Annotated in this window: 16 protein-coding genes; 6 read left to right on the top strand and 10 right to left on the bottom strand. The window is 69.4% G+C overall.

Going from position 1 to position 17,896, the window contains the following annotated elements; all coding sequences use genetic code 11:
* Positions 1–122: 122 nt before the first annotated feature.
* Entirely contained in the window at positions 123–1,862 is a 1,740-nt protein-coding gene (lysS, locus tag ACWD5F_RS45110; protein WP_451261936.1) for a lysine--tRNA ligase, read from the bottom strand.
* 251 nt (positions 1,863–2,113) lie between these two features.
* On the opposite strand from lysS, the gene argS reads away from it, so the two are divergent.
* A complete protein-coding gene (gene argS, locus ACWD5F_RS45105; RefSeq protein ID WP_451261935.1) occupies positions 2,114–3,880 on the top strand; it encodes an arginine--tRNA ligase in 1,767 nt (588 codons plus the stop codon).
* A 30-nt stretch (positions 3,881–3,910) separates the two neighbouring features.
* Here argS and ACWD5F_RS45100 read toward each other — a convergent pair whose 3' ends face one another.
* The 3 genes from ACWD5F_RS45100 to ACWD5F_RS45090 form a co-directional block, all read right to left on the bottom strand.
* A complete protein-coding gene (locus ACWD5F_RS45100) occupies positions 3,911–5,518 on the bottom strand; it encodes a protein kinase domain-containing protein (protein ID WP_451261933.1) in 1,608 nt (535 codons plus the stop codon).
* Positions 5,519–5,619: 101 nt separating this feature from the next.
* Positions 5,620–7,575 carry a P-loop ATPase, Sll1717 family gene (locus ACWD5F_RS45095; protein WP_451261938.1) on the bottom strand — a complete coding sequence of 652 codons (1,956 nt, stop codon included), beginning with the start codon at positions 7,573–7,575 and terminating at the stop codon, positions 5,620–5,622.
* Between the two features lie 90 nt (positions 7,576–7,665).
* A complete protein-coding gene (locus tag ACWD5F_RS45090; protein ID WP_451261932.1) occupies positions 7,666–8,079 on the bottom strand; it encodes an ATP-binding protein in 414 nt (137 codons plus the stop codon).
* A 112-nt stretch (positions 8,080–8,191) separates the two neighbouring features.
* Between ACWD5F_RS45090 and ACWD5F_RS45085 the strand changes: the two genes are divergently transcribed.
* Together ACWD5F_RS45085 and ACWD5F_RS45080 are read left to right on the top strand one after the other, a co-directional pair.
* A complete protein-coding gene (locus tag ACWD5F_RS45085) occupies positions 8,192–9,019 on the top strand; it encodes a helix-turn-helix domain-containing protein (protein WP_451261937.1) in 828 nt (275 codons plus the stop codon).
* Complete coding sequence (locus ACWD5F_RS45080; protein WP_451261931.1) at positions 9,016–9,207, top strand: DUF397 domain-containing protein; 192 nt, start codon at positions 9,016–9,018, stop codon at positions 9,205–9,207. Before ACWD5F_RS45085 ends, ACWD5F_RS45080 begins: the two co-directional genes overlap by 4 nt.
* Here ACWD5F_RS45080 and ACWD5F_RS45075 read toward each other — a convergent pair.
* Entirely contained in the window at positions 9,179–10,006 is an 828-nt protein-coding gene (locus ACWD5F_RS45075) for a class I SAM-dependent methyltransferase (RefSeq protein ID WP_451261930.1), read from the bottom strand. The genes ACWD5F_RS45080 and ACWD5F_RS45075 overlap by 29 nt on opposite strands.
* Before the next feature lie 58 nt (positions 10,007–10,064).
* Between ACWD5F_RS45075 and ACWD5F_RS45070 the strand changes: the two genes are divergently transcribed.
* Entirely contained in the window at positions 10,065–10,670 is a 606-nt protein-coding gene (locus ACWD5F_RS45070) for a TetR family transcriptional regulator (RefSeq protein ID WP_451261929.1), read from the top strand.
* A 233-nt stretch (positions 10,671–10,903) separates the two neighbouring features.
* Positions 10,904–11,710, top strand: a complete 807-nt coding sequence (locus tag ACWD5F_RS45065) for a DUF4253 domain-containing protein (RefSeq protein ID WP_451261927.1) — start codon at positions 10,904–10,906, stop codon at positions 11,708–11,710.
* A gap of 53 nt (positions 11,711–11,763) precedes the next feature.
* Here ACWD5F_RS45065 and ACWD5F_RS45060 read toward each other — a convergent pair whose 3' ends face one another.
* The 3 genes from ACWD5F_RS45060 to ACWD5F_RS45050 form a co-directional block, all read right to left on the bottom strand.
* Positions 11,764–12,588 carry an arylamine N-acetyltransferase family protein gene (locus tag ACWD5F_RS45060; RefSeq protein ID WP_451261926.1) on the bottom strand — a complete coding sequence of 275 codons (825 nt, stop codon included), beginning with the start codon at positions 12,586–12,588 and terminating at the stop codon, positions 11,764–11,766.
* A 35-nt stretch (positions 12,589–12,623) separates the two neighbouring features.
* Positions 12,624–14,525, bottom strand: a complete 1,902-nt coding sequence (locus ACWD5F_RS45055; RefSeq protein WP_401714373.1) for an FHA domain-containing protein — start codon at positions 14,523–14,525, stop codon at positions 12,624–12,626.
* A gap of 190 nt (positions 14,526–14,715) precedes the next feature.
* The gene (locus tag ACWD5F_RS45050; RefSeq protein WP_451261925.1) at positions 14,716–15,618 is read right to left on the bottom strand and encodes an SAM-dependent methyltransferase; all 903 of its coding nucleotides are present in this window, start codon (positions 15,616–15,618) and stop codon (positions 14,716–14,718) included.
* Positions 15,619–15,940: 322 nt separating this feature from the next.
* Between ACWD5F_RS45050 and ACWD5F_RS45045 the strand changes: the two genes are divergently transcribed.
* Complete coding sequence (locus ACWD5F_RS45045) at positions 15,941–16,162, top strand: hypothetical protein (protein ID WP_451261924.1); 222 nt, start codon at positions 15,941–15,943, stop codon at positions 16,160–16,162.
* A 7-nt stretch (positions 16,163–16,169) separates the two neighbouring features.
* On the opposite strand, the gene ACWD5F_RS45040 is transcribed toward ACWD5F_RS45045, so the two are convergent.
* On the bottom strand, positions 16,170–16,544 hold the full coding sequence (locus ACWD5F_RS45040; protein WP_451261923.1) for a DUF805 domain-containing protein: 375 nt from the start codon (positions 16,542–16,544) through the stop codon (positions 16,170–16,172).
* 329 nt (positions 16,545–16,873) lie between these two features.
* Positions 16,874–17,866 carry a porphobilinogen synthase gene (gene hemB / locus ACWD5F_RS45035; RefSeq protein ID WP_401714377.1) on the bottom strand — a complete coding sequence of 331 codons (993 nt, stop codon included), beginning with the start codon at positions 17,864–17,866 and terminating at the stop codon, positions 16,874–16,876.
* Positions 17,867–17,896: the final 30 nt, after the last annotated feature.

The following is a 17,896-nucleotide window of genomic DNA, read 5'->3' as shown; positions in this document are numbered from 1 at the left end:
CGAACGGGGCACGGAAGTCCGCCTGGAACTCCCGCTGGCCGCCCTCACGGCCTCGCCCTCATAACTCCCCCCACGACACGAAAGGAGGCCGCCCCGTCGTCGTAGAACCGCTGTGGCCCCGCCTACTCCCCGAGCAGGGCCCGCACCCGCTCCTGCCCCACCGCCAGCAGCAGCGTCGGCAGGCGCGGACCCGTGTCGCGGCCGACGAGGAGCTGGTAGAGGAGGGCGAAGAAGGTGCGCTGGGCGGTCTTGATCTCGGCGGGCAGTTCCTTGGGCCCGGCGTCGGCGGAGAAGCCGGCCTGGACCTTGGGGACGCCGTAGACGAGGTGCGAGAGACCGTCGAGCGACCAGTGCGACTCAAGCCCGTCGAGCAGCAGCCGCAGCGACTGCTGGGAGGCCTCGTCGAGGGACTTCAGCAGTTCGGCGTCGGGCTCGGCGCGCACGATGGTCCGCTGGTCGGCGGGGACGTGCGTGTTGATCCAGGCCTCGGCCTTGTCGAGCCGGGGCCGCACCTCGTCGAGGTCGGCCAGCGGGTTGGCCGGGTCCAGCTCGCCGAGGATGCGCAGCGTCTGGTCCTGGTTGCCGGCGGTGATGTCGGCGACGGACGCGAGCGTGCGGTACGGCAGCGGCCGGGGGGTGGTCGGCAGCTCACCGCCCGCGGTGCGCACCGCGCGGGCGTGCGCGGCGAGGTCGGCGGGCAGCGCGGAGCCGTCGGCGACCTTCGCGTCCAGCTTGTCCCACTCGTCGTAGAGCCGCTGGATCTCCTGGTCGAAGGCGATCTTGAAGGACTGGTTGGGCCGGCGCCGGGCGTAGAGCCAGCGCAGCAGCTGCGGCTCCATGATCTTCAGGGCATCGCCGGGGGTGGGCACCCCGCCCCTCGACGACGACATCTTCGCCATCCCGGAGATCCCGACGAACGCGTACATCGGCCCGATCGGCTGCTTGCCACCGAAGATCCCGACGATCTGGCCGCCGACCTGGAACGAGGACCCGGGCGAGGAGTGGTCGACCCCGCTGGGCTCGAAGACGACACCCTCGTAGGCCCAGCGCATCGGCCAGTCGACCTTCCAGACCAGCTTGCCGCGGTTGAACTCGCTGAGCAGAACGGTCTCGGTGAAGCCGTCCTCGGTGCAGACGTACGTCAGCTCCGTGGTGTCGTCGTCGTACGCGGTGACGGTGGTGAGGTCCTTGCCGCAGGCGCCGCAGAAGGGCTTGTACGGGAAGTAGCCGGCGGAGCCGGAGGCACCGTCGTCCTCGCTCGCCGCGCCGGAGCCCTCGGCGGCCTCCAACTCGGCCTCGTCGACCGCCTTCTGGGACTGCTTGGCCGGCGCCTTCTTGGTCCGGTACTGGTCGAGGATCGCGTCGATGTCGCCGCGGTGCTTCATGGCGTGCAGGATCTGCTCGCGGTACACCCCGGAGGTGTACTGCGCGGTCTGGCTGATCCCGTCGAACTCCACACCCAGCTCGGCCAGCGCCTCGGCCATCGCGACCTTGAAGTGCTCGGCCCAGTTCGGGTACGCGGACCCCTTCGGCGCGGGCACGGACGTCAGCGGCTTGCCGATGTGCTCTGCCCAGGACTCGTCGACCCCGGGGACACCGTTCGGCACCTTGCGGTACCGGTCGTAGTCGTCCCACGAGATCAGATGCCGCACCTCCCGCCCCCGCCGCCGGATCTCGTCGGCGACGAGGTGCGGGGTCATGACCTCGCGCAGGTTGCCCAGGTGGATGGGACCGGAGGGGGACAGCCCGGACGCGACGACGACAGGTTTGCCGGGGGCCCGACGCTCCGACTCCTCGATGACCTCATCCGCGAAACGGGAGACCCAGTCGGTGGTCTCGGTGCTCTGAGCCACGATCGGCACGTCCTTCTTTCTGGCGCGGGGTAGCCGTACGGTCAACGGCTGACACCTACATTGTCCCAGACCTGATAGGCGGCGCAGCCGACTATTCAGAGGCGCGGGAGCCAAGCCCTGGGTGGCGGCGCAGCCGCCTCTCAGGGGCGCGGGGAACTGCGCGACCAGCCCCCACCGGGCCCGCACCCGAAAACCCGCTTTACCCCCCATGGGATACTGACCGTGTCTACCAAACCCACGAGGAGAACGGCTCCCACCCCATGACCTCGGTCACGTCGCTCACCGACCTAGTCCACCAGCGCCTCGCGAACGCCCTCTCGGCCACCCTGCCGGAGGCGGACGCGGACCCACTGCTGCGACGTAGCGACCGCGCCGACTTCCAGGCGAACGGCATCCTCGCCCTAGCCAAGAAGGCCAAGGCCAACCCCCGGGAGCTGGCCACACAGGTCGTCGCGCAGGTCGAGTCGGGTGACGTGATCAAGGACATCGAGGTCTCCGGCCCCGGCTTCCTGAACATCACGATCACCGACAAGGCGATCACCGAGAACCTCGCGGCGCGCTACGCGGACGAGACCCGCCTCGGCGTGCCCCTGGCCGCCCACCCCGGCACGACGGTCATCGACTACGCCCAGCCGAACGTGGCGAAGGAGATGCACGTAGGCCACCTCCGCTCCGCGGTGATCGGCGACGCGCTCGTCCAACTCCTGGAGTTCACCGGCGAGTCGGTGGTGCGCAGGCACCACATCGGCGACTGGGGAACGCAGTTCGGCATGCTGATCCAGTATCTGGACGAGCACCCGGGCGAGTTGGACCACGCCGACGGTGAGGTCACCGGCGAGGAGGCGATGTCGAACCTCGACCGCCTCTACAAGGCCGCGCGCAAACTCTTCGACTCCGACGAGGAGTTCAAGACGAGGGCGCGGCGCAGGGTGGTCGACCTCCAGGCGGGCGAGCCGCAGACACTCGCCGCGTGGCAGAAGTTCGTGGACGAGTCGAAGATCTACTTCTTCTCCGTCTTCGAGAAGCTGGACATGGAGATCCGGGACGCGGACATCGTCGGCGAGTCGGGTTACAACGACATGCTGGACGAGACGTGCCGGCTCCTCGAGGAGTCCGGGGTCGCGGAGATCTCGGACGGCGCGCTGTGCGTGTTCTTCGACGACATCAAGGGCCCCGACGGCAACCGCGTCCCGCTGATCGTCCGCAAGTCGGACGGCGGCTACGGCTACGCGGCGACGGACCTGTCGGCGATCAGGGACAGGGTCTTCAACCTCAAGGCGACGAGCCTCCTCTACGTGGTCGACGTCCGCCAATCCCTGCACTTCAAGATGGTCTTCGAGACCGCAAGGCGGGCAGGCTGGCTGAACGACGACGTGTCGGCGTACCAGTTGGCCTTCGGCACGATCCTCGGCAAGGACGGCAAGCCGTTCAAGACGCGTGAGGGTGTGTCGGTGAAGCTGGAGGACCTCCTCGACGAGGCGGTCCAGCGCGCCACCGCGGTCGTCCGGGAGAAGGCCGAGAAGGTGGGCCTGAGCGAGCAGGAGATCGTCGACAACGGCCGGTACGTGGGCATCGGCGCGGTGAAGTACGCCGACCTGTCCACGTCCGCGGTACGGGACTACAAGTTCGACCTGGACCAGATGGTCTCCCTGAGCGGCGACACGTCGGTGTACCTCCAGTACGCGTACGCCCGAATCCAATCGATCCTCCGCAAGGCGGGCGAGGCGACCCCGTCTGCCCACCCGGAACTCGAACTGGCCCCGGCGGAACGGGCGTTGGGCCTGCACCTGGACCAGTTCAGCGAGGTGGTGGCGGAGGCGGCGAAGGAGTACGCCCCGCACAAGCTGACGGCGTACCTCTACCAACTGGCGTCCGTCCTGACGACGTTCTACGACCAGTGCCACGTGCTGTCCCCGGACAACGCGCCGGAGGTCGTGGAGAACCGCCTGTTCCTCGTGGACTTGACGGCGAGGACGTTGCAGCGGGGGATGGCGCTGCTGGGGATCAGGACGCCCGAGCGTCTCTGACACGCAGCCCCCGAGCCGACGTAGGAGTTCCTACGTCGGCTCGGCCGCCGCGGTCCCCCGGATCAGCCTCGCGTCCCTCTCGGCCTGTAGCCGCAGCTTGATGATGTCCCGCTCGGTCTCCGCCCGCAGCCGGATGGCGCCGTCCTCGACCTTCGCCCGCAGCTGATCCGTCTCCCGCTTGGCGGTCTCGCGCATCTCGTCCGCGTCGGCCCTGGCCTGGAACATCAGCTCCTCAGCGGCCCTGGCCGCCTCCCTGTGTGCCGCTTCGATGATCTTTCCGCCCTCGACGACCGCGTCGGCGGGAGAGTGCTCGGCGGTGATCGTGCGGGCCGCCTCGGAGGCCTCGCCGAGGATCCCCGCCGCCTCGGCACGGGCGTCCGCGAGAATCTTCCCGGCGGCCGCCTCGGCCTCTTTCCTGGCTCTGCTGATGAGGCGGGCGGCCTGCCCCGAGTCGTAGCGGGTACGGACTTGGTTCACGTTGCTCACCGACGCGGCGCCCGCAGATCTCTGCTCCGCCGCTGCCCTGGTTGTGGCCAGCGCGGAAACGGCCCGCAGCAGTCGCCGGTTCGCGCGAGCGCGCTCCAGGATCTCGCCGGCCTCCGCGCGCGCCCCCTCCCGAAGCCGGTGAGCCTCTCTCTCGGCGCGCGCACGCACCATCTCGGCCCAGGCGATGTTCTCCTCGATGAACGCCTCGGTCGCCGCCCGCACCTTCTCGAGAATGCGCCCGGGCACGGAGGCGGTGTGCACCAGTCGGGCCGTCTCGAGAATGTCGTCCCCGGGCAGCAGGACGGCCTGGTCGACCAGCACCGCGCACAAGGCGTCGCAGACGGCCGCGGCATCATCCGGCCGGTCCTGCGGACGCTTGGCGAGGAGGCTCAGGATGAGGTCGTTCAGCAGGGCGGGGAGATCCTCCACATGACTGGCCGGTGGCTCAGGCGTCGCGTCCATCTGCTTCCGCAACACCGCCCACTGACTGTTCCCCGTGAACGGCGGACGCCCCGTCACCGCGTGGTACAGCAGGCACCCGAGCGAGTACAGGTCGCTCCGGTGATCGACGGCCCGGTCACCCTCCGCCTGCTCGGGAGACATATACGGCGGTGACCCCAACGGCATGCCGGTGACGGTCAGTTCACGGGCCCCGAGCGTCTCCCCCATGAACTTGGCGACCCCGAAGTCGACGACCTTGACCGTCCCGGAAGGCGTGAGAAGCGCGTTTGCGGGCTTGATGTCCCGGTGGACCACACCCTCGACGTGCGCCGCGTGCAGCGCCTCCGCGATCTGTGCGACCCACCCGACCGCGAGCGGCCACGTCGGCGTGGACTCGGCGAGCCGTCGATGCAGCGGCACCCCATGCACCAACTCCATCACCAGGAACAGCGTCCGACGCCCATCCACCGCCACCTCGCCCCAGTCGTGCACGGTGACGATGTTCTGGTGGGACAACCGCCCCGCGAGCTGCACCTCACGCTGGAACCGCGCCTGCGTCTCCGCCTCGTCCATGCCGTACTGCGGATGGACGATCTTGACGGCGACATCCCGCCGCATCCGCTCGTCCAGCGCGGCCCACACCTGCCCCATCCCGCCGGCCCCCAGCCGGCCCCCGATCCGAAACCGTTCGGCGAGCAGTACGCCCTGCACCGGTCCCCTCTCCCGTCGGCGGAACGCCACCGCCGCACGACGGTCTGGCCCAGAACTCCGCTACGAGTATGACGCTTCGGAGTCCTGACAAGTCACCTGATTCACCGACCCGAAGAGTCTCCCGAACTCCCGTAGGACCCGTCCGCCTGCGCCCGCAACCGCCGCGCCTCCTCCCGCACCCGCCGGACCACATCCCCCGCCCCCGTCGAGTCGTCCAGCCCACCCGCGAGAAGCTGCGCAGCGAGCGTGTCGAAGTAGTGGGCGGTGACGAGGACCCGGTCCTCCATGTCATAGGCCGAACCGGCGCTGGACGGCAGGACGTTGACCTCGTCGAGGACCCGGTTGATCTGTTGGGTGATCTCGTCGCGGGCGCCCTGCGCCAGGCTCACCGCGCGGCCGGTCTGGGCGAGGATCGAGTGGCAGGAGCGGCGGATTTCCTGGACGAGCCGGAAGTCGCGGGTGGGTGCGGAGGTGAAGCCGCCGTCGTTGACGCCACCCTGGTTGCCGCCCTGGACGACGCGGTCGACCGCCGCGCCGAGTTCGAAGTGCCGCAGGACGACCGCGCTGTTGGCGCCGAGCGCCGCGCGGAAGCAGGGGTGGACGTGGAACTCCGTCTCATGGAACTGCGCGGGCAGGTCGTCGCCCCCGGCGAACACCACGTCGTTGCCGCGCCGCACCCCGAGGAAGCCCACCGCGTAGAGGACGTCGACGACACCGGAGACCGTCAACGCGTCGGCGTACGCGGGGAACAGCCGGTGCAGTGACTCGGCCGCCGCCTCGAAGCGACTGCCGAGGACAGCCCGGGTCACCACGTACCCGGTGTTCTGGAACAACGGAAACAGGTGCTTGAGGAAGGGATGCGCGACCAGGTACTCCAGCGCCAGGTCCTTCAACTTCCAGTCGGAGAACTGCCGTCCGGCCTGGACGACGTCCGCCTCCGTGATCCGGTCCCGGCCGTGGAGCAGCGACGCAGTCTCCTGGCAGAGGTTGAGGAACTGGATCGCGTCCCGGGGGCGCGGCAGACACCGCCGGAAAAGGTACGCGGCCGTCTCCTCCCCCGCCACCTCCGCCGGGAACAGCTCGCCCCACAGCACCTCGGCCGTCAGCTCCGCCCCGGCGGACGCCCGCGCCCGGGCCAACGCCAGGTCCCGCAGGGCCTGTTCGGTCCAGGTGATCCGCAGTTCGTCGCCGCGGAACTTGTCGCCCTCCCCGAAATGCAGCGAGTCATAGATGTCGGCGCGCAGGAACAGCAGGACCCGCACCGCGGGGCCGTACAGACTTGCCGCGTGTTTGGCCGCCAGCAGCAGGCCGATCACCATGGAGTTGCTGTCCGTCTCGGCCGACCACACCAGCTCCAGCTGGTCGACCATGAGCAGCAGCGGTCCGTGCGCTTCGGCGCCGTCGTCGAGAGCGCCACCGTCGCGATCACCGCAGCCCAGGTCGGCGAAGGCCTGCGCCACGCCCTGCTCGACGACGTCCAACTGCCGGGTGGCCTGCGCCCCTTCGGACAACGGCGACTGCCCGAGATCCAATCCTGCCTTGAACCCGAACGCCTCCAGCGACAGCGAGGTCTGCAACCCCCTCGCCGCCTGAGCGAGTCGGTCCCCGAACCGTCCGTCCGCCGACTCGCCGTTCTGCTTCAGGAAGCGCGCCAGCGCCTTTACCGAGTCGGGCCGGTACCCGTGCACGTCCTTCGCGTGGGCCACCAAGTGCCGTGCCGCGTATACGGCGAAGAGGTACCGCCAGATCAACGCCTTCGCCGAGTCCCCGGGCAGCCCCTGCAACTCGAAGCGCCGGATCTCCTCACCCGCGGTCTCGTCCGGCGGGATCAGCTCGGTCCCGGCGTAGTGGCCGGCGCCGTCCGCCTTGAGCTGCATGCAGATGGCGCTCTTGCCGGACCCCTTGCGCCCGATGATCAGCATCTTGCGTCCGCTGAGCGCGCCCCGGTACGCGGCGTTGGGCAGAAACCCGCCGCGCAGCAACAGGCCGTCCGTCACGTCCCGTTCGGCATCCTCGCGCCCGAAGTGCAGTTGTTCGAGCAGCGGCCCGTCGGCCATCCCGGCACCCGCTCCCCGTCCCCCACGTCCGTCCACGCCTCCACGGTATCGGGACGCGAGGGTGCCGCAGGCGGGCAGAGAACCTCCCGTTCAGCCCGCGCACGCGAACTCGCACCACACCACCTTGCCGAGATCCCGTTGCCCCACGCCCCACTTGTCCGACAGCGCGGCGACGAGGAACAGCCCCCTGCCTCCCTCGTCCGGCCCGTCGGGCTCGTCCGCGACCCTCGGGACACCGGTCCCGGAGTCGTGCACCTCGACCCGGAGTACGTCACCGTCGTACCGCACGCGCAGCAGGAAGCCACGGCCGGGCGGGGCGCCGTGCAGGACGGCGTTGGTGGCCAGTTCGCTGACGCACAGCACGAGGTCGTCTGCGCGGGCCCAGGCGGCGAGACCCCAGTGGATCAGGGACCAGCGGGCGAAGTGCCGGGCGGCGGGGACGGAGCGGCGATGGCGGGCGTAGAACTGATCGCGCTGGTAGGGGAGTTCGGTTGCGGCATTCACGGGACGAATGTCGCGCAGAGTCACTAGTGTGGATCACTGCGTCAACCCGTACAGATTTTTTGTACGGGTTCGTGCGAGGTCGTGTACGAGTACGCAGGGGGAGTTGACCAGCATGAACTCCAGGAAACTTCCTCGGAAGAAGAACCTCTCGGCGATGAAGATGCTGGGCGCGCAGGTAGGGGCGGCTCGCCGTGCGGCTGGCCTCACCCAGCGTGAGCTGGCGGCCCGCGCGAGGGTCGAAGAGGAGACGATGGCCTCCATCGAGCAGGGCCGACGAGCACTGAAACCGGACCTCGCGGTGCTGCTGGAGGAAATCCTGGACGCGAAGGGCATGTTGGTCATCGGCCTGGAGAACCTGCCGGAGATCGACCAGTTCCCGATGTTCGCCGAGTTGTACGTGCAGCACGAGCGCGAAGCAATCGCCCTGTCCTGGTACGACACCCTGGTCGTCCCCGGCCTGCTCCAGACCCAGGCGTACGCCCGCGCACTGCTGAGTGGTCGCGTCCCCGCGTACGACCCCGACGAGCTGGACATGAAGATCGCGGCCCGTATCGGCCGCCAGGAGATCCTGCAACGCAAGGTTCCGCCGACACTCAGTTTCGTCATCTGGGAACCGGCACTACTCATGCCGACCGGCGGCCGCGCAACGCACCTGGCCCAACTGCGATTTCTGCGCGAGCAGTCCGAACTCCCCGGCCTGTCCTTGCAGATCCTGCCGCTGAACCGCACCTCTCATGTGGGGACCGCAGGCTCTTTCACCCTCCTGGAAACACCCGACCACCAGCAGCTCGCATACACCGAGTCGCAGCGCGGCAGCCAGTGGGTTTCCGACCTGGATGAGGTGTCCATCCTGACTCGCAAGTATGCGATGCTGCGAACGCAGGCCCTCACGATCGAGGATTCCCAAAGCCTGCTGGGCCGTCTGCTAGGAGAGCAATGAGCACCACACTTCAGTGGTTCAAGTCGACCTACAGCAGCGATGAGGGCGGCCAATGCGTCGAGGTGGCCACCTCCCCTCACGCCATCCACATCCGCGACTCCAAGAACCCCGCGGACACCGGCCCCACCCTCCACCTCACCCCCGCCGCCTGGGCCGCCTTCACCGCCGCCGATTGCGCCGCACGCTGACCGCCATCGTCGCGTAGGGCATCGCAAACGCCCCGCCCCGCACATCGATCGCCGCACCCACCGCCTCCAGCACCGGCGCCAACCGTTCCGCCGGAAACCGCGTGAACGCCCCCTGCGTCGGCATAACGTCCAGCCACGCGTCCCGCGTATACGTGAACTCCCAGTCGTACCGCCACTGTTCAGGCTCCCCGAACCGCCCACCGGCAGCCCGCATACCGTCCGCCGCCTTGTCGAGCAGCGGCTGATACGGCTCGGCCGCCTGTTGGGCCATGGCCGCCCGGAAGTCGAACGGCACTTCCGGCAAGGCCCGTTCGCACGCGCGGGCGATGACCTCGGCCAGGTCCGACGGAATCTGGGCCACATTCCAGAAGGGCACCAGCAGCCCACCCGCCCGCAACACCCGCGCCGCCTTCTCCGCCCCGGCGACGGGATCGACCCAGTGCCAGGCCGTCCCGGCGACCACCGCGTCGAACTCCCGCCCCTCAGGCTCCCACTCCTCGAAGGTGGACACGTCGGTCTCGACTCCGTGCCGCCGCGCGAGGTCGGCCATCCGGGCATCCGGCTCCACACCGAGCACAGCGCAACCGACCGCCTGGAACTGCCGCGCAGCGATCCCCGTACCGCACCCGACGTCGAGCACGCGCGCCCCCGCTCCGCCCGCGATCCGTTCCACCAGGGCGTCGGGATAGCGCGGCCGGGCCCGGTCATAGCGTTCCGCATCCGCGCCGAAGGACTCCGCGATGTCCCGGCGGGCATGGGGCTGATCCCCTGACGACGGTGAAGACGGTAGAGTGGGCATACGCCCACTATGGGTGGGCGCGCGCCCACTCGTCAACGTCGAGGAAACGGAATCCGGTATGCCGACAGGCGTGGCCATGCGCGATCCGCGCCGACAACTCTTCGACGCCGCCGAGCAAATCCTCCTGCGCGACGGCCCGACCGCGCTGACCAGCAGGGCCGTCACGACGGAGGCGGGCTGCGCGAAAGGCGTCCTGCACCGGCACTTCGCGGACTTCGACGCCTTCCTCGCCGACCTCGTGCTCGACCGGATCGCGCGGCTGGACGCCCTGTCGGACACCCTGCAAGCCGCCGCCGGCACCAGCACCGGTTCCGGTTCCGTGGTCGATCACCTCACCGACGCGCTGATCCACGTGTTCGACCCGGTCGGGATCGCGGTCGTGAGCCTCGTGATCTCGCGGGACGAACTCCGTGCCCGACTGCGCGCGGCCGGCTCGACCGGCATCCCGCTCATGGGCGAGGCCTCGGCGCTGCTCGCCGCCTACCTCACCGCGGAACGCGACCTGGGCCGGCTCACCCCCGATGCCGACGTCACCACCCTCGCCCCGACCCTGCTGGGCGCCGCCCACCTCCTCTTCGCCGACCGGGAGGCGGGACCCCCGGAGCGCGCGGCCGTGCGGCGGACGGTGACGGCGGTCGTCGCGGGTGCGCTGCGGGACACGTAGGCATCCGGATCCCACACGATTCGGCCAGAACCGAAACCATCGCGACTCGCGCCCGCCCCACGGACTATGGACAGAGCGACCGGATCCCGCTACGCGGCGGACAGGTCCGGTCGTTACGGGGGAACGGGGGAACACGGCAGACCGGTGCACGAGCCTTCACGCACCGGTCTGCCGAACCCCCTGTCCACGGGCCTCGGGGCCCGTTGTCAGTGGCCGGCTTTAAAGTCGGTGGCATGGCGACACTTCCCAACCCGCTGCCGAGGCTCGCGTCCCTCGGTCTCGAACTCCCGCCCGGCCGACTGGTCGACGAGACGGACCAAGGCCCTTGGCACGAACCGCTGTTGTGGCTCGCGGACGAGCGGGCGATACCGGGCGCCTGGTCCGCGCTGCGGCGCACGGCACCGTCGGCCGGTCTGCTCCCGGTCGTCCTCGACCTGGGCGGCGGCCAAGGCGGGCCGGAGAAGTGGGAGTTGGCGCCCGACGAGATGTCCTACCCCGGAGACCACGACGCCGACGAGGTGCTGGAGGAACTCTGGGAGGAGTACACCGAGGAGGGCGACGAGTGGCCCGGCCTCGCCGAACCGCTCACCCCGACCGCCGACCCCGACGAGCGGGCCGCCGAGATCGCCGACTCCCTGGCGGACGGCGGGCCCGTGCTCCACGGTGAGTCCGTGGTCGACGGAGAGCCCGTGGTCGACGGTGAGCCCGTGGTCCACGAACCCCACCTCGCCCTCGTACCGGCCCGCCGCAGCGCCGACATCCCCGCGGCCATCGGCTGGATGGGCCCCGCCGACCACGAGAACGACACGGCCCGCCTCTGCGCCGTCCTCCGCTCCTGGGAGGAGCGCTTCGGCGTCCGGCTCGTCGCCCTCGGCTTCGCCTCGCTCCTCGTGTCGGTGGCGGCCCCGCCCACCACTCTCGAAGAGGCCGAGGAAGTGGCCGCCGAACACTTCGCCTTCTGCCCGGACGACAGCGGCGACCTGGAGACGTACGCCCAGCAGCTGATCGACCGGCCGACTTGGCACTTCTGGTGGGACTGAGCTGAGCCGCCGACCGGATCGGCTCAACTCAGCTCAACTCAGCTCGGCTCAACTCAGCCCAGCAGAGTCACCCCGTCCGGCGCCTCGATCCCGAACTCCTCGTCCAGCAACCGCCGCGCGTCCCCCTCGTCCGTCACCTCTCGCTTGCTCACCTCGCCGTCGGCCCGCGTCTCGGTCAACAGGCTTCCGTGGAGCAGGAGATGGCGGTCGGCGGTGACGCGCTGGACGAAGAGGCGCTGGGTGAACGGCGAGCGCGGATTCGTGGCGATGTGCCAGTTGATGACCTCGAAGTCGACGCGCTCGAAGGGCTCCAGGGTGAAGGCGTACTGCGCCTGCCAGGCACCGTCGCCGTAAGCCTCAAGCACCCACAGCTCCAGCGGCCCCCGGTGCGGCACGTGCACGAACCGGTGCCGGCGCCCGGCGTCGTGCGACTCCACGCCGACCACCAGCGGCACCGGCTCCAGCAGCGCCCCGATCGCTCCGAAGCCGACATCGGCCACGTACGGCTGCGGGTCGCCCGGCACCTCGACGAGCAGGGTCATGTGGGTGCGCGGGCGGTCCTCGATCCGGCCCGCGCCCACGACCACCCGGGCCGTCAGCCGGGTCACCCCGAAGCCCAGCGCCTCCAGCGCGGCGGCGAGCAGCGTGTTCTGCTCGTAGCAGTAGCCGCCGCGCCGGCTGTGCAGCAACTTGGCCGTCAGATCGGGCAGTTCGAGCGAGGGAGCGGTACGCCGCAGCGCGTCCAGGTTCTCGAACGGGATGCCCCGCATGTGCGCGAGATGCACACCCCGCAGCGTCGCCAGGTCGGCCCGCCGCTCCCCCTCCCACCCGATGTGCGCGAGGTACTGGTCAAGATCGAAGACGCCGCTGTCGGACATGTCTCCAGCCTACGGAACCGCCCGCCGGAACCCGATCACGGCTGCGCGGCCGGCTCCAGCGCCTCCACCGCCGCGGCCGCGGCCGAGGAGTCCTGGCCGTAGAAGATGTCGATGTCGACCTCCTCGCCGCCCATGGTCAGGGTGTCCCAGGCGCCGCTGAGGACGAGCATGCGCAGCGTCTTGGACTCCAGGGTCTGGAGCCGTTCCAGGATCGCCTCGTCGTCCGGCATGCCGGGCAGGCGCGGGGCGAGCCGGTCGCGGATGGTGCTCATGCGCTCCAGCAGGATCCTGGTGTCCGCCTCGCGGTCCGGCTCCTCGGAGATGCCGTCGATGCCGTGGTTGATGATGTCCTTGATCGCCCAGGTGACACCCTGGTCGTCGGTGGTGACCATCGCCTTCCAGGCCCGGCTCTTGTGCCGGTACTGGAGCATCGACATGGCCGCTTCGTGCCGCAGGAAGTCCGCGTCCCGGAAGGGCCGCCCGTTCCAGGCGCTGTTGAGCGAGCGGGCCAGCGAAACGGCCGACGCAAGACCGCTGTTGAGGCCGCGGCCCGGCCAGAAGTGGATGGAGTTGGCCGCGTCCCCGAGCAGGAAGCCGTACGTGCCGGGCGTGTTGGTGGTCGGCGGCAGCAACTCCGCGGAGAAGCGCGGCCGTTGCACCATGTCGAGCCGGAAGCTGGTGACCGCGCTCAGGTCCCCGTCCTCGACGGCGAACAGGCGCAGCCCCTCGTGCACGCGCTTCCACAGCGCGGAGCCCTTGACCAGCGCGGGCAGGAACAGCGTGCCGTGCGTGGAGCACTGGAAGTCGCCGTGCTCGTCGCGGTTCATCAGACACGGCCGGGAGGCGATGCACTCCTCGAAGACCCGGCGGACCGGGTCGATGCCGATGACCTCCGACAACTCGGTATCCGTCAGCCGCATGTTGAGGAAGCCCTCACCGCGCAGCGAGTTGAGCAGGAACCGGTTCTGCGCGACCGTCAGCAGGATCGCCATCGGGTCGGACAGGCCCGACTTCACGCGCAGACCGAGGACGACGTCCCGCAGGTGGACACCGTCGAGGGAGTAGATGGACTCGTCGGCCTTGCCGAAGCGGGCGGCGAAGTGGTCCCGGGTGCGCGAGCGTCCGCCGTCGCAGATCGCGAGCACATGCTGGGTGGCCAGGGCCTCCTGCTGCTCCACCGGGTCGAACCGGGCCGGTATCAGGCGGATGCGGTCCCGCTTCTCGTTGGCCAGCTCGAGCAGCCGGTCCTCGATGTAGGCGATCCGCATGTTGCGCGGGTGGTGGTCGCCGATCGAGTCCGGGCCCGACGGCCACATCTCGGTGTAGTGCTCCGGGACGAAGAGCCGCTCCTGGACCTCCTCCGGCCACGCGAGGTACTGCCGGCTCTGCACGGTCACCACCTGCTGGCGCCGTACGTTGCCCTCGTCCTGGCCCTTCCAGACGACGGTACGGCCCTGCTTGCGCCACCGGCCCTCGTAGACGGTGACCTGCACCTGGGCCCCGAGGAAGTGTTCGAGCAGCAGCGCCATGGACAGGCCGACCGGCCCGCCGCCGACGACGGTGACCCGCAGGACGGACCCGTCGTTCTCCTCCGGATGCGTCACGGCCCGGGGCAGGTTGAGCGCCATGAGGGTCTGCATGGCGTCCGCGACCTCGAAGCGGAACTCCTGGTCGCCGATGGTGATCGCGTCACCGGGCTGCAGCAGCCGGGAGTCCACCTCATCGCCGTTGACCAGCGTGCCGTTGCTGCTGCCGAGGTCCCGCAGCACGTATCCCTTGTCCTGGTCGAAGACGATCTCGGCGTGGAAACGAGAGACGCTCAGGCTGGAGATGACCACGGTGTTGCCCGCGTTGCGCCCGAACGTGACGCGGGTGTCGAGTACCGGGATGCGCTCTCCCGCCAGCAGACCTTCGAGTCCAACGAGCACCGGTGCCACGGCACTTCCTTCCAAGGGTGGATGACATCGATATCGCTGCGGAAACAGCAAAACCCCTACGGAACGGCGTGTGCAACCCCCTCGCCGACCGCATGGCCTCGCGAGTATATGTTTGCGTGATCAAATACATCCAACTCGCTGTCACGCAGCACCGACGCGAGGCCCCGCGGCCCGGTTCAACGGCGTCCCGTCAGTCTTTCCGGCCGATCGCCCCGTACACATTGATGTCGTCGTCGGTGACGTCGTTGATGTCCCGGTAGCGGATCTTCTCGATGTCGTCGAGCCCCTCGAAGAACACCGGGTCGACGGCCGGCGGGGCGGGCGCCGGGCTCGGGTGCCACTGGTGGACCGGCAGCACACCGGGCTCCTCCAGGGTGATGCCGGGCGTCTCGGTGAAGAACCGCTCGACCTCGTCCTTGGTGCGGAACACGAAGGTGAAACCCCGCTCGGTGTACGTCCGTTGGACCGCCCGCGTCGGCTCCGGGTGCATCTCGTCGGTGAGGTGGCTGATCACCAGCTGACTCCCGGCCGGCAGCGCCGCCACCAGGTCCCGCACCAGCGGGTAGGCCTCCTCGGCCTCGATGAAGTGCAGGATCGCCACCAGCACGAGGGCGATCGGCTGGTCGAAGTCCAGGGTCTTGGCGGCCTGTTCGAGAATCAGGGCCGGTTCGCGCAGATCGGCGTCGACATAATCCGTACGCCCCTCGGGCCCGCTGGTGAGCAGCGCCCGCGCGTGCGTCAGCACCACCGGGTCGTTGTCGACGTACACCACCCGCGCACCCGGGTCGATCCCCTGGGCGATCTGGTGGACGTTCTCCCCGGTGGGCAGCCCGGTGCCGATGTCCAGAAACTGCCGTACGCCCCGCTCCTCGACCAGGTGGGTCACCGCGCGCCGCATGAAGTCGCGGTTGTGCCGTACGTCGAGGTAGCCGCGCGGGTTGGCGGCGAGCGCGGCGGCCGCGGCGGCGCGGTCCACCTCGTAGTTGTCCTTGCCGCCGAGGAAGACGTCGTAGACGCGGGCCGAGTGCGCCTTCGTGGTGTCGATCCTCCTTCTCAGCTCCGCGGGGTCCTGGCTGAGGGCGTCACCGGGCATGAGAGTCTCCAGTTGTCCAACACGTTCACGGACGGTCAGCGGTCAACAACCTAACTCGGCCCGGCACTTGATGGTGCCCACCGCCGAATCCCACCGGATCTCACAGGTTCTCCCCGGCTCCCACCGTCTCCCGCGTCCCGTACCGCGCCGCCGGGACATGACATCTCCGCAGGTCAGCGCCCGTCCCGCCGCTCGGGCGTCCCGAGTTGCCCGCGGATCATGGCGCCGGGGGCCGATCACCACGCAGTCTGGAGTTCCCCCAGCCGACTCCCCCCGGCTGGGGGCTCAGCCCGAGTCCACCGCCCAGGAGGCCCGTACCGCCATGTCCGTCCGAGCCCACCGCACCCACCGCCTCGCCGCCACCGCCCTCGTGCTCACCGCGTTCACCGCGCTCACGCTGACGGGCTGCCGGGACGGCGAGGGCATCCGGGACGAGGGCCCGGCCAAGTCCCGCTCGGCCGAGCAGTCCCCGATGAGGCTGGACCCGGCACCGCACACGCAGGAGGCCGCCCGGTCGATGAACCGGACGGCCTCGGGGCGCTGAGTGAGGATCAGACGGCGGCGTACCCCTGCGTGACTTCCTTCGGGTTCGGGCCGTACTGGTTGGGGCCCGGGGTGGAGTCCGAGACGGTGAAGACCAGCAGGACGATGGCGCCGGCGAGCGGCACGAGCCCGATCAGGATCCACCAGCCGGAGCGGCCGGTGTCGTGCAGCCGGCGCACGGCGACAGCCAGGCTGGGGATCAGCACACCGAGGTAGAAGACGCCCGCGAGCGCGACGATGGCCGTCTGCTTGGTGACGAGGCCGAGCACCAGCACCACGACGTAGATGATCCCGACGAACAGGGCGAAGTTCCAGTACTCCTTGCGGCGCGCGCGCCCGCTGAACACCGCGTACTTCTTCAGCGCCTCGATGAACCAACTCATTGCGTCCCCCTGGGATCGACGTCCGTGCCGTCCAAAATGGATCAGGCCAGGCGCAGAAGGTATGGAGGGCGTTGACTTCACGTCAATTCGGTTGATCACCACGGCCGGAGGGGCCGAACAGGGTCCACAACCCCGCCCGACCCCCCTTTGGTTGACCGATTTCAGGACAGATCCATCGCCTTCCACCATGGATCCACCAACGGTTCCCCATCCCGAGCCCTACCCGAGCCCTCTCCGACCCCCACCCGAGTTCCCCTCGTGTCCCAACCGAGCACATTCCGTTGCCGGTCGGTCACCGATTCGAGGCCGGGACGATCTCGATCCGTTGCTCAACGCAGCTTTCGCGCCACCTCGGTGGCCCAGTACGTGAGGATGTTCTGCGCCCCGGCCCGCTTGATGCCGGTCAGTGCTTCCAGGATGGCCTGATCACGATCGATCCAGCCCTTCTCGGCGGCGGCCTCGATCATCGAGTACTCACCGGAGATCTGGTACGCGGCGACGGGCACGTCCACCGAGTCCGCGACCCGGGCGAGGATGTCGAGGTAGGGCCCGGCCGGCTTCACCATCACCATGTCGGCCCCCTCCTCCAGATCAAGGGCCAACTCCCGCAACGAGTCACGCGCGTTGGCGGGATCCTGCTGATAGGTCTTCCGATCACCCTTCAACGACGACCCGACGGCTTCCCGGAAGGGCCCGAAGAAGGCGGAGGCGTACTTCACGGTGTAGGCGAGGATGGCGACATCCTCCCGCCCGATCTGGTCGAGCGCGTCCCGGATGACCCCGATCTGCCCGTCCATCATCCCGCTGGGGCCCACGACATGAGCCCCGGCATCGGCCTGTACCTGAGCCATCTCGGCGTACCGCTCAAGGGTGGCGTCGTTGTCGACGCGCCCCTCGGCATCAAGCACTCCGCAATGCCCATGATCGGTGGTCTCATCGAGACAGAGATCGGACATCACGAGCAACTCGTCGCCGACCTCGGCCCGCACGTCCCGCAGAGCGACCTGAAGAATCCCGTCCGGATCGGTCCCGGCGGTCCCGAGAGCGTCCTTCTTGCTCTCCTCCGGCACGCCGAAGAGCATGATCCCGGAGATCCCCGCCTCAACGGCCTCGGCGGCGGCCTTCTTCAGACTGTCCCGCGTGTGCTGCACGACCCCGGGCATGGCCCCGATCGGCACGGGTTCACTGACCCCCTCCCGCACGAACGCCGGAAGAATGAAGTCCGCGGGATGCAACCGGGTCTCAGCGACCATCCGACGCATGACGGGCGTAGTACGCAACCGCCGAGGACGGGCACCGGGAAAAGAGCCGTACTTCGTCATGCTCTCTACGCTACGCCCGACGCAGGGGCC

The sequence above is a fragment of the Streptomyces sp. NPDC002499 genome (genome assembly GCF_053595415.1).
Note: the sequence above shows the minus strand (reverse complement) of the source record. Positions and strands in the feature narration are given on the sequence as shown.

Coding starts and splice junctions, on each gene's coding strand:
- ACWD5F_RS45060 (WP_451261926.1), bottom strand. CDS start 12,588: ATGTCCGACAGCGGCGTCTTCGATCTTGACCAGTACCTCGCGCACATC.
- ACWD5F_RS45065 (WP_451261927.1), top strand. CDS start 10,904: ATGGCGACACTTCCCAACCCGCTGCCGAGGCTCGCGTCCCTCGGTCTC.
- argS (WP_451261935.1), top strand. CDS start 2,114: ATGACCTCGGTCACGTCGCTCACCGACCTAGTCCACCAGCGCCTCGCG.
- ACWD5F_RS45080 (WP_451261931.1), top strand. CDS start 9,016: ATGAGCACCACACTTCAGTGGTTCAAGTCGACCTACAGCAGCGATGAG.
- ACWD5F_RS45070 (WP_451261929.1), top strand. CDS start 10,065: ATGCCGACAGGCGTGGCCATGCGCGATCCGCGCCGACAACTCTTCGAC.
- ACWD5F_RS45075 (WP_451261930.1), bottom strand. CDS start 10,006: ATGCCCACTCTACCGTCTTCACCGTCGTCAGGGGATCAGCCCCATGCC.
- ACWD5F_RS45050 (WP_451261925.1), bottom strand. CDS start 15,618: ATGCCCGGTGACGCCCTCAGCCAGGACCCCGCGGAGCTGAGAAGGAGG.
- ACWD5F_RS45045 (WP_451261924.1), top strand. CDS start 15,941: ATGTCCGTCCGAGCCCACCGCACCCACCGCCTCGCCGCCACCGCCCTC.
- ACWD5F_RS45085 (WP_451261937.1), top strand. CDS start 8,192: ATGAACTCCAGGAAACTTCCTCGGAAGAAGAACCTCTCGGCGATGAAG.
- hemB (WP_401714377.1), bottom strand. CDS start 17,866: ATGACGAAGTACGGCTCTTTTCCCGGTGCCCGTCCTCGGCGGTTGCGT.
- ACWD5F_RS45095 (WP_451261938.1), bottom strand. CDS start 7,575: ATGGCCGACGGGCCGCTGCTCGAACAACTGCACTTCGGGCGCGAGGAT.
- ACWD5F_RS45040 (WP_451261923.1), bottom strand. CDS start 16,544: ATGAGTTGGTTCATCGAGGCGCTGAAGAAGTACGCGGTGTTCAGCGGG.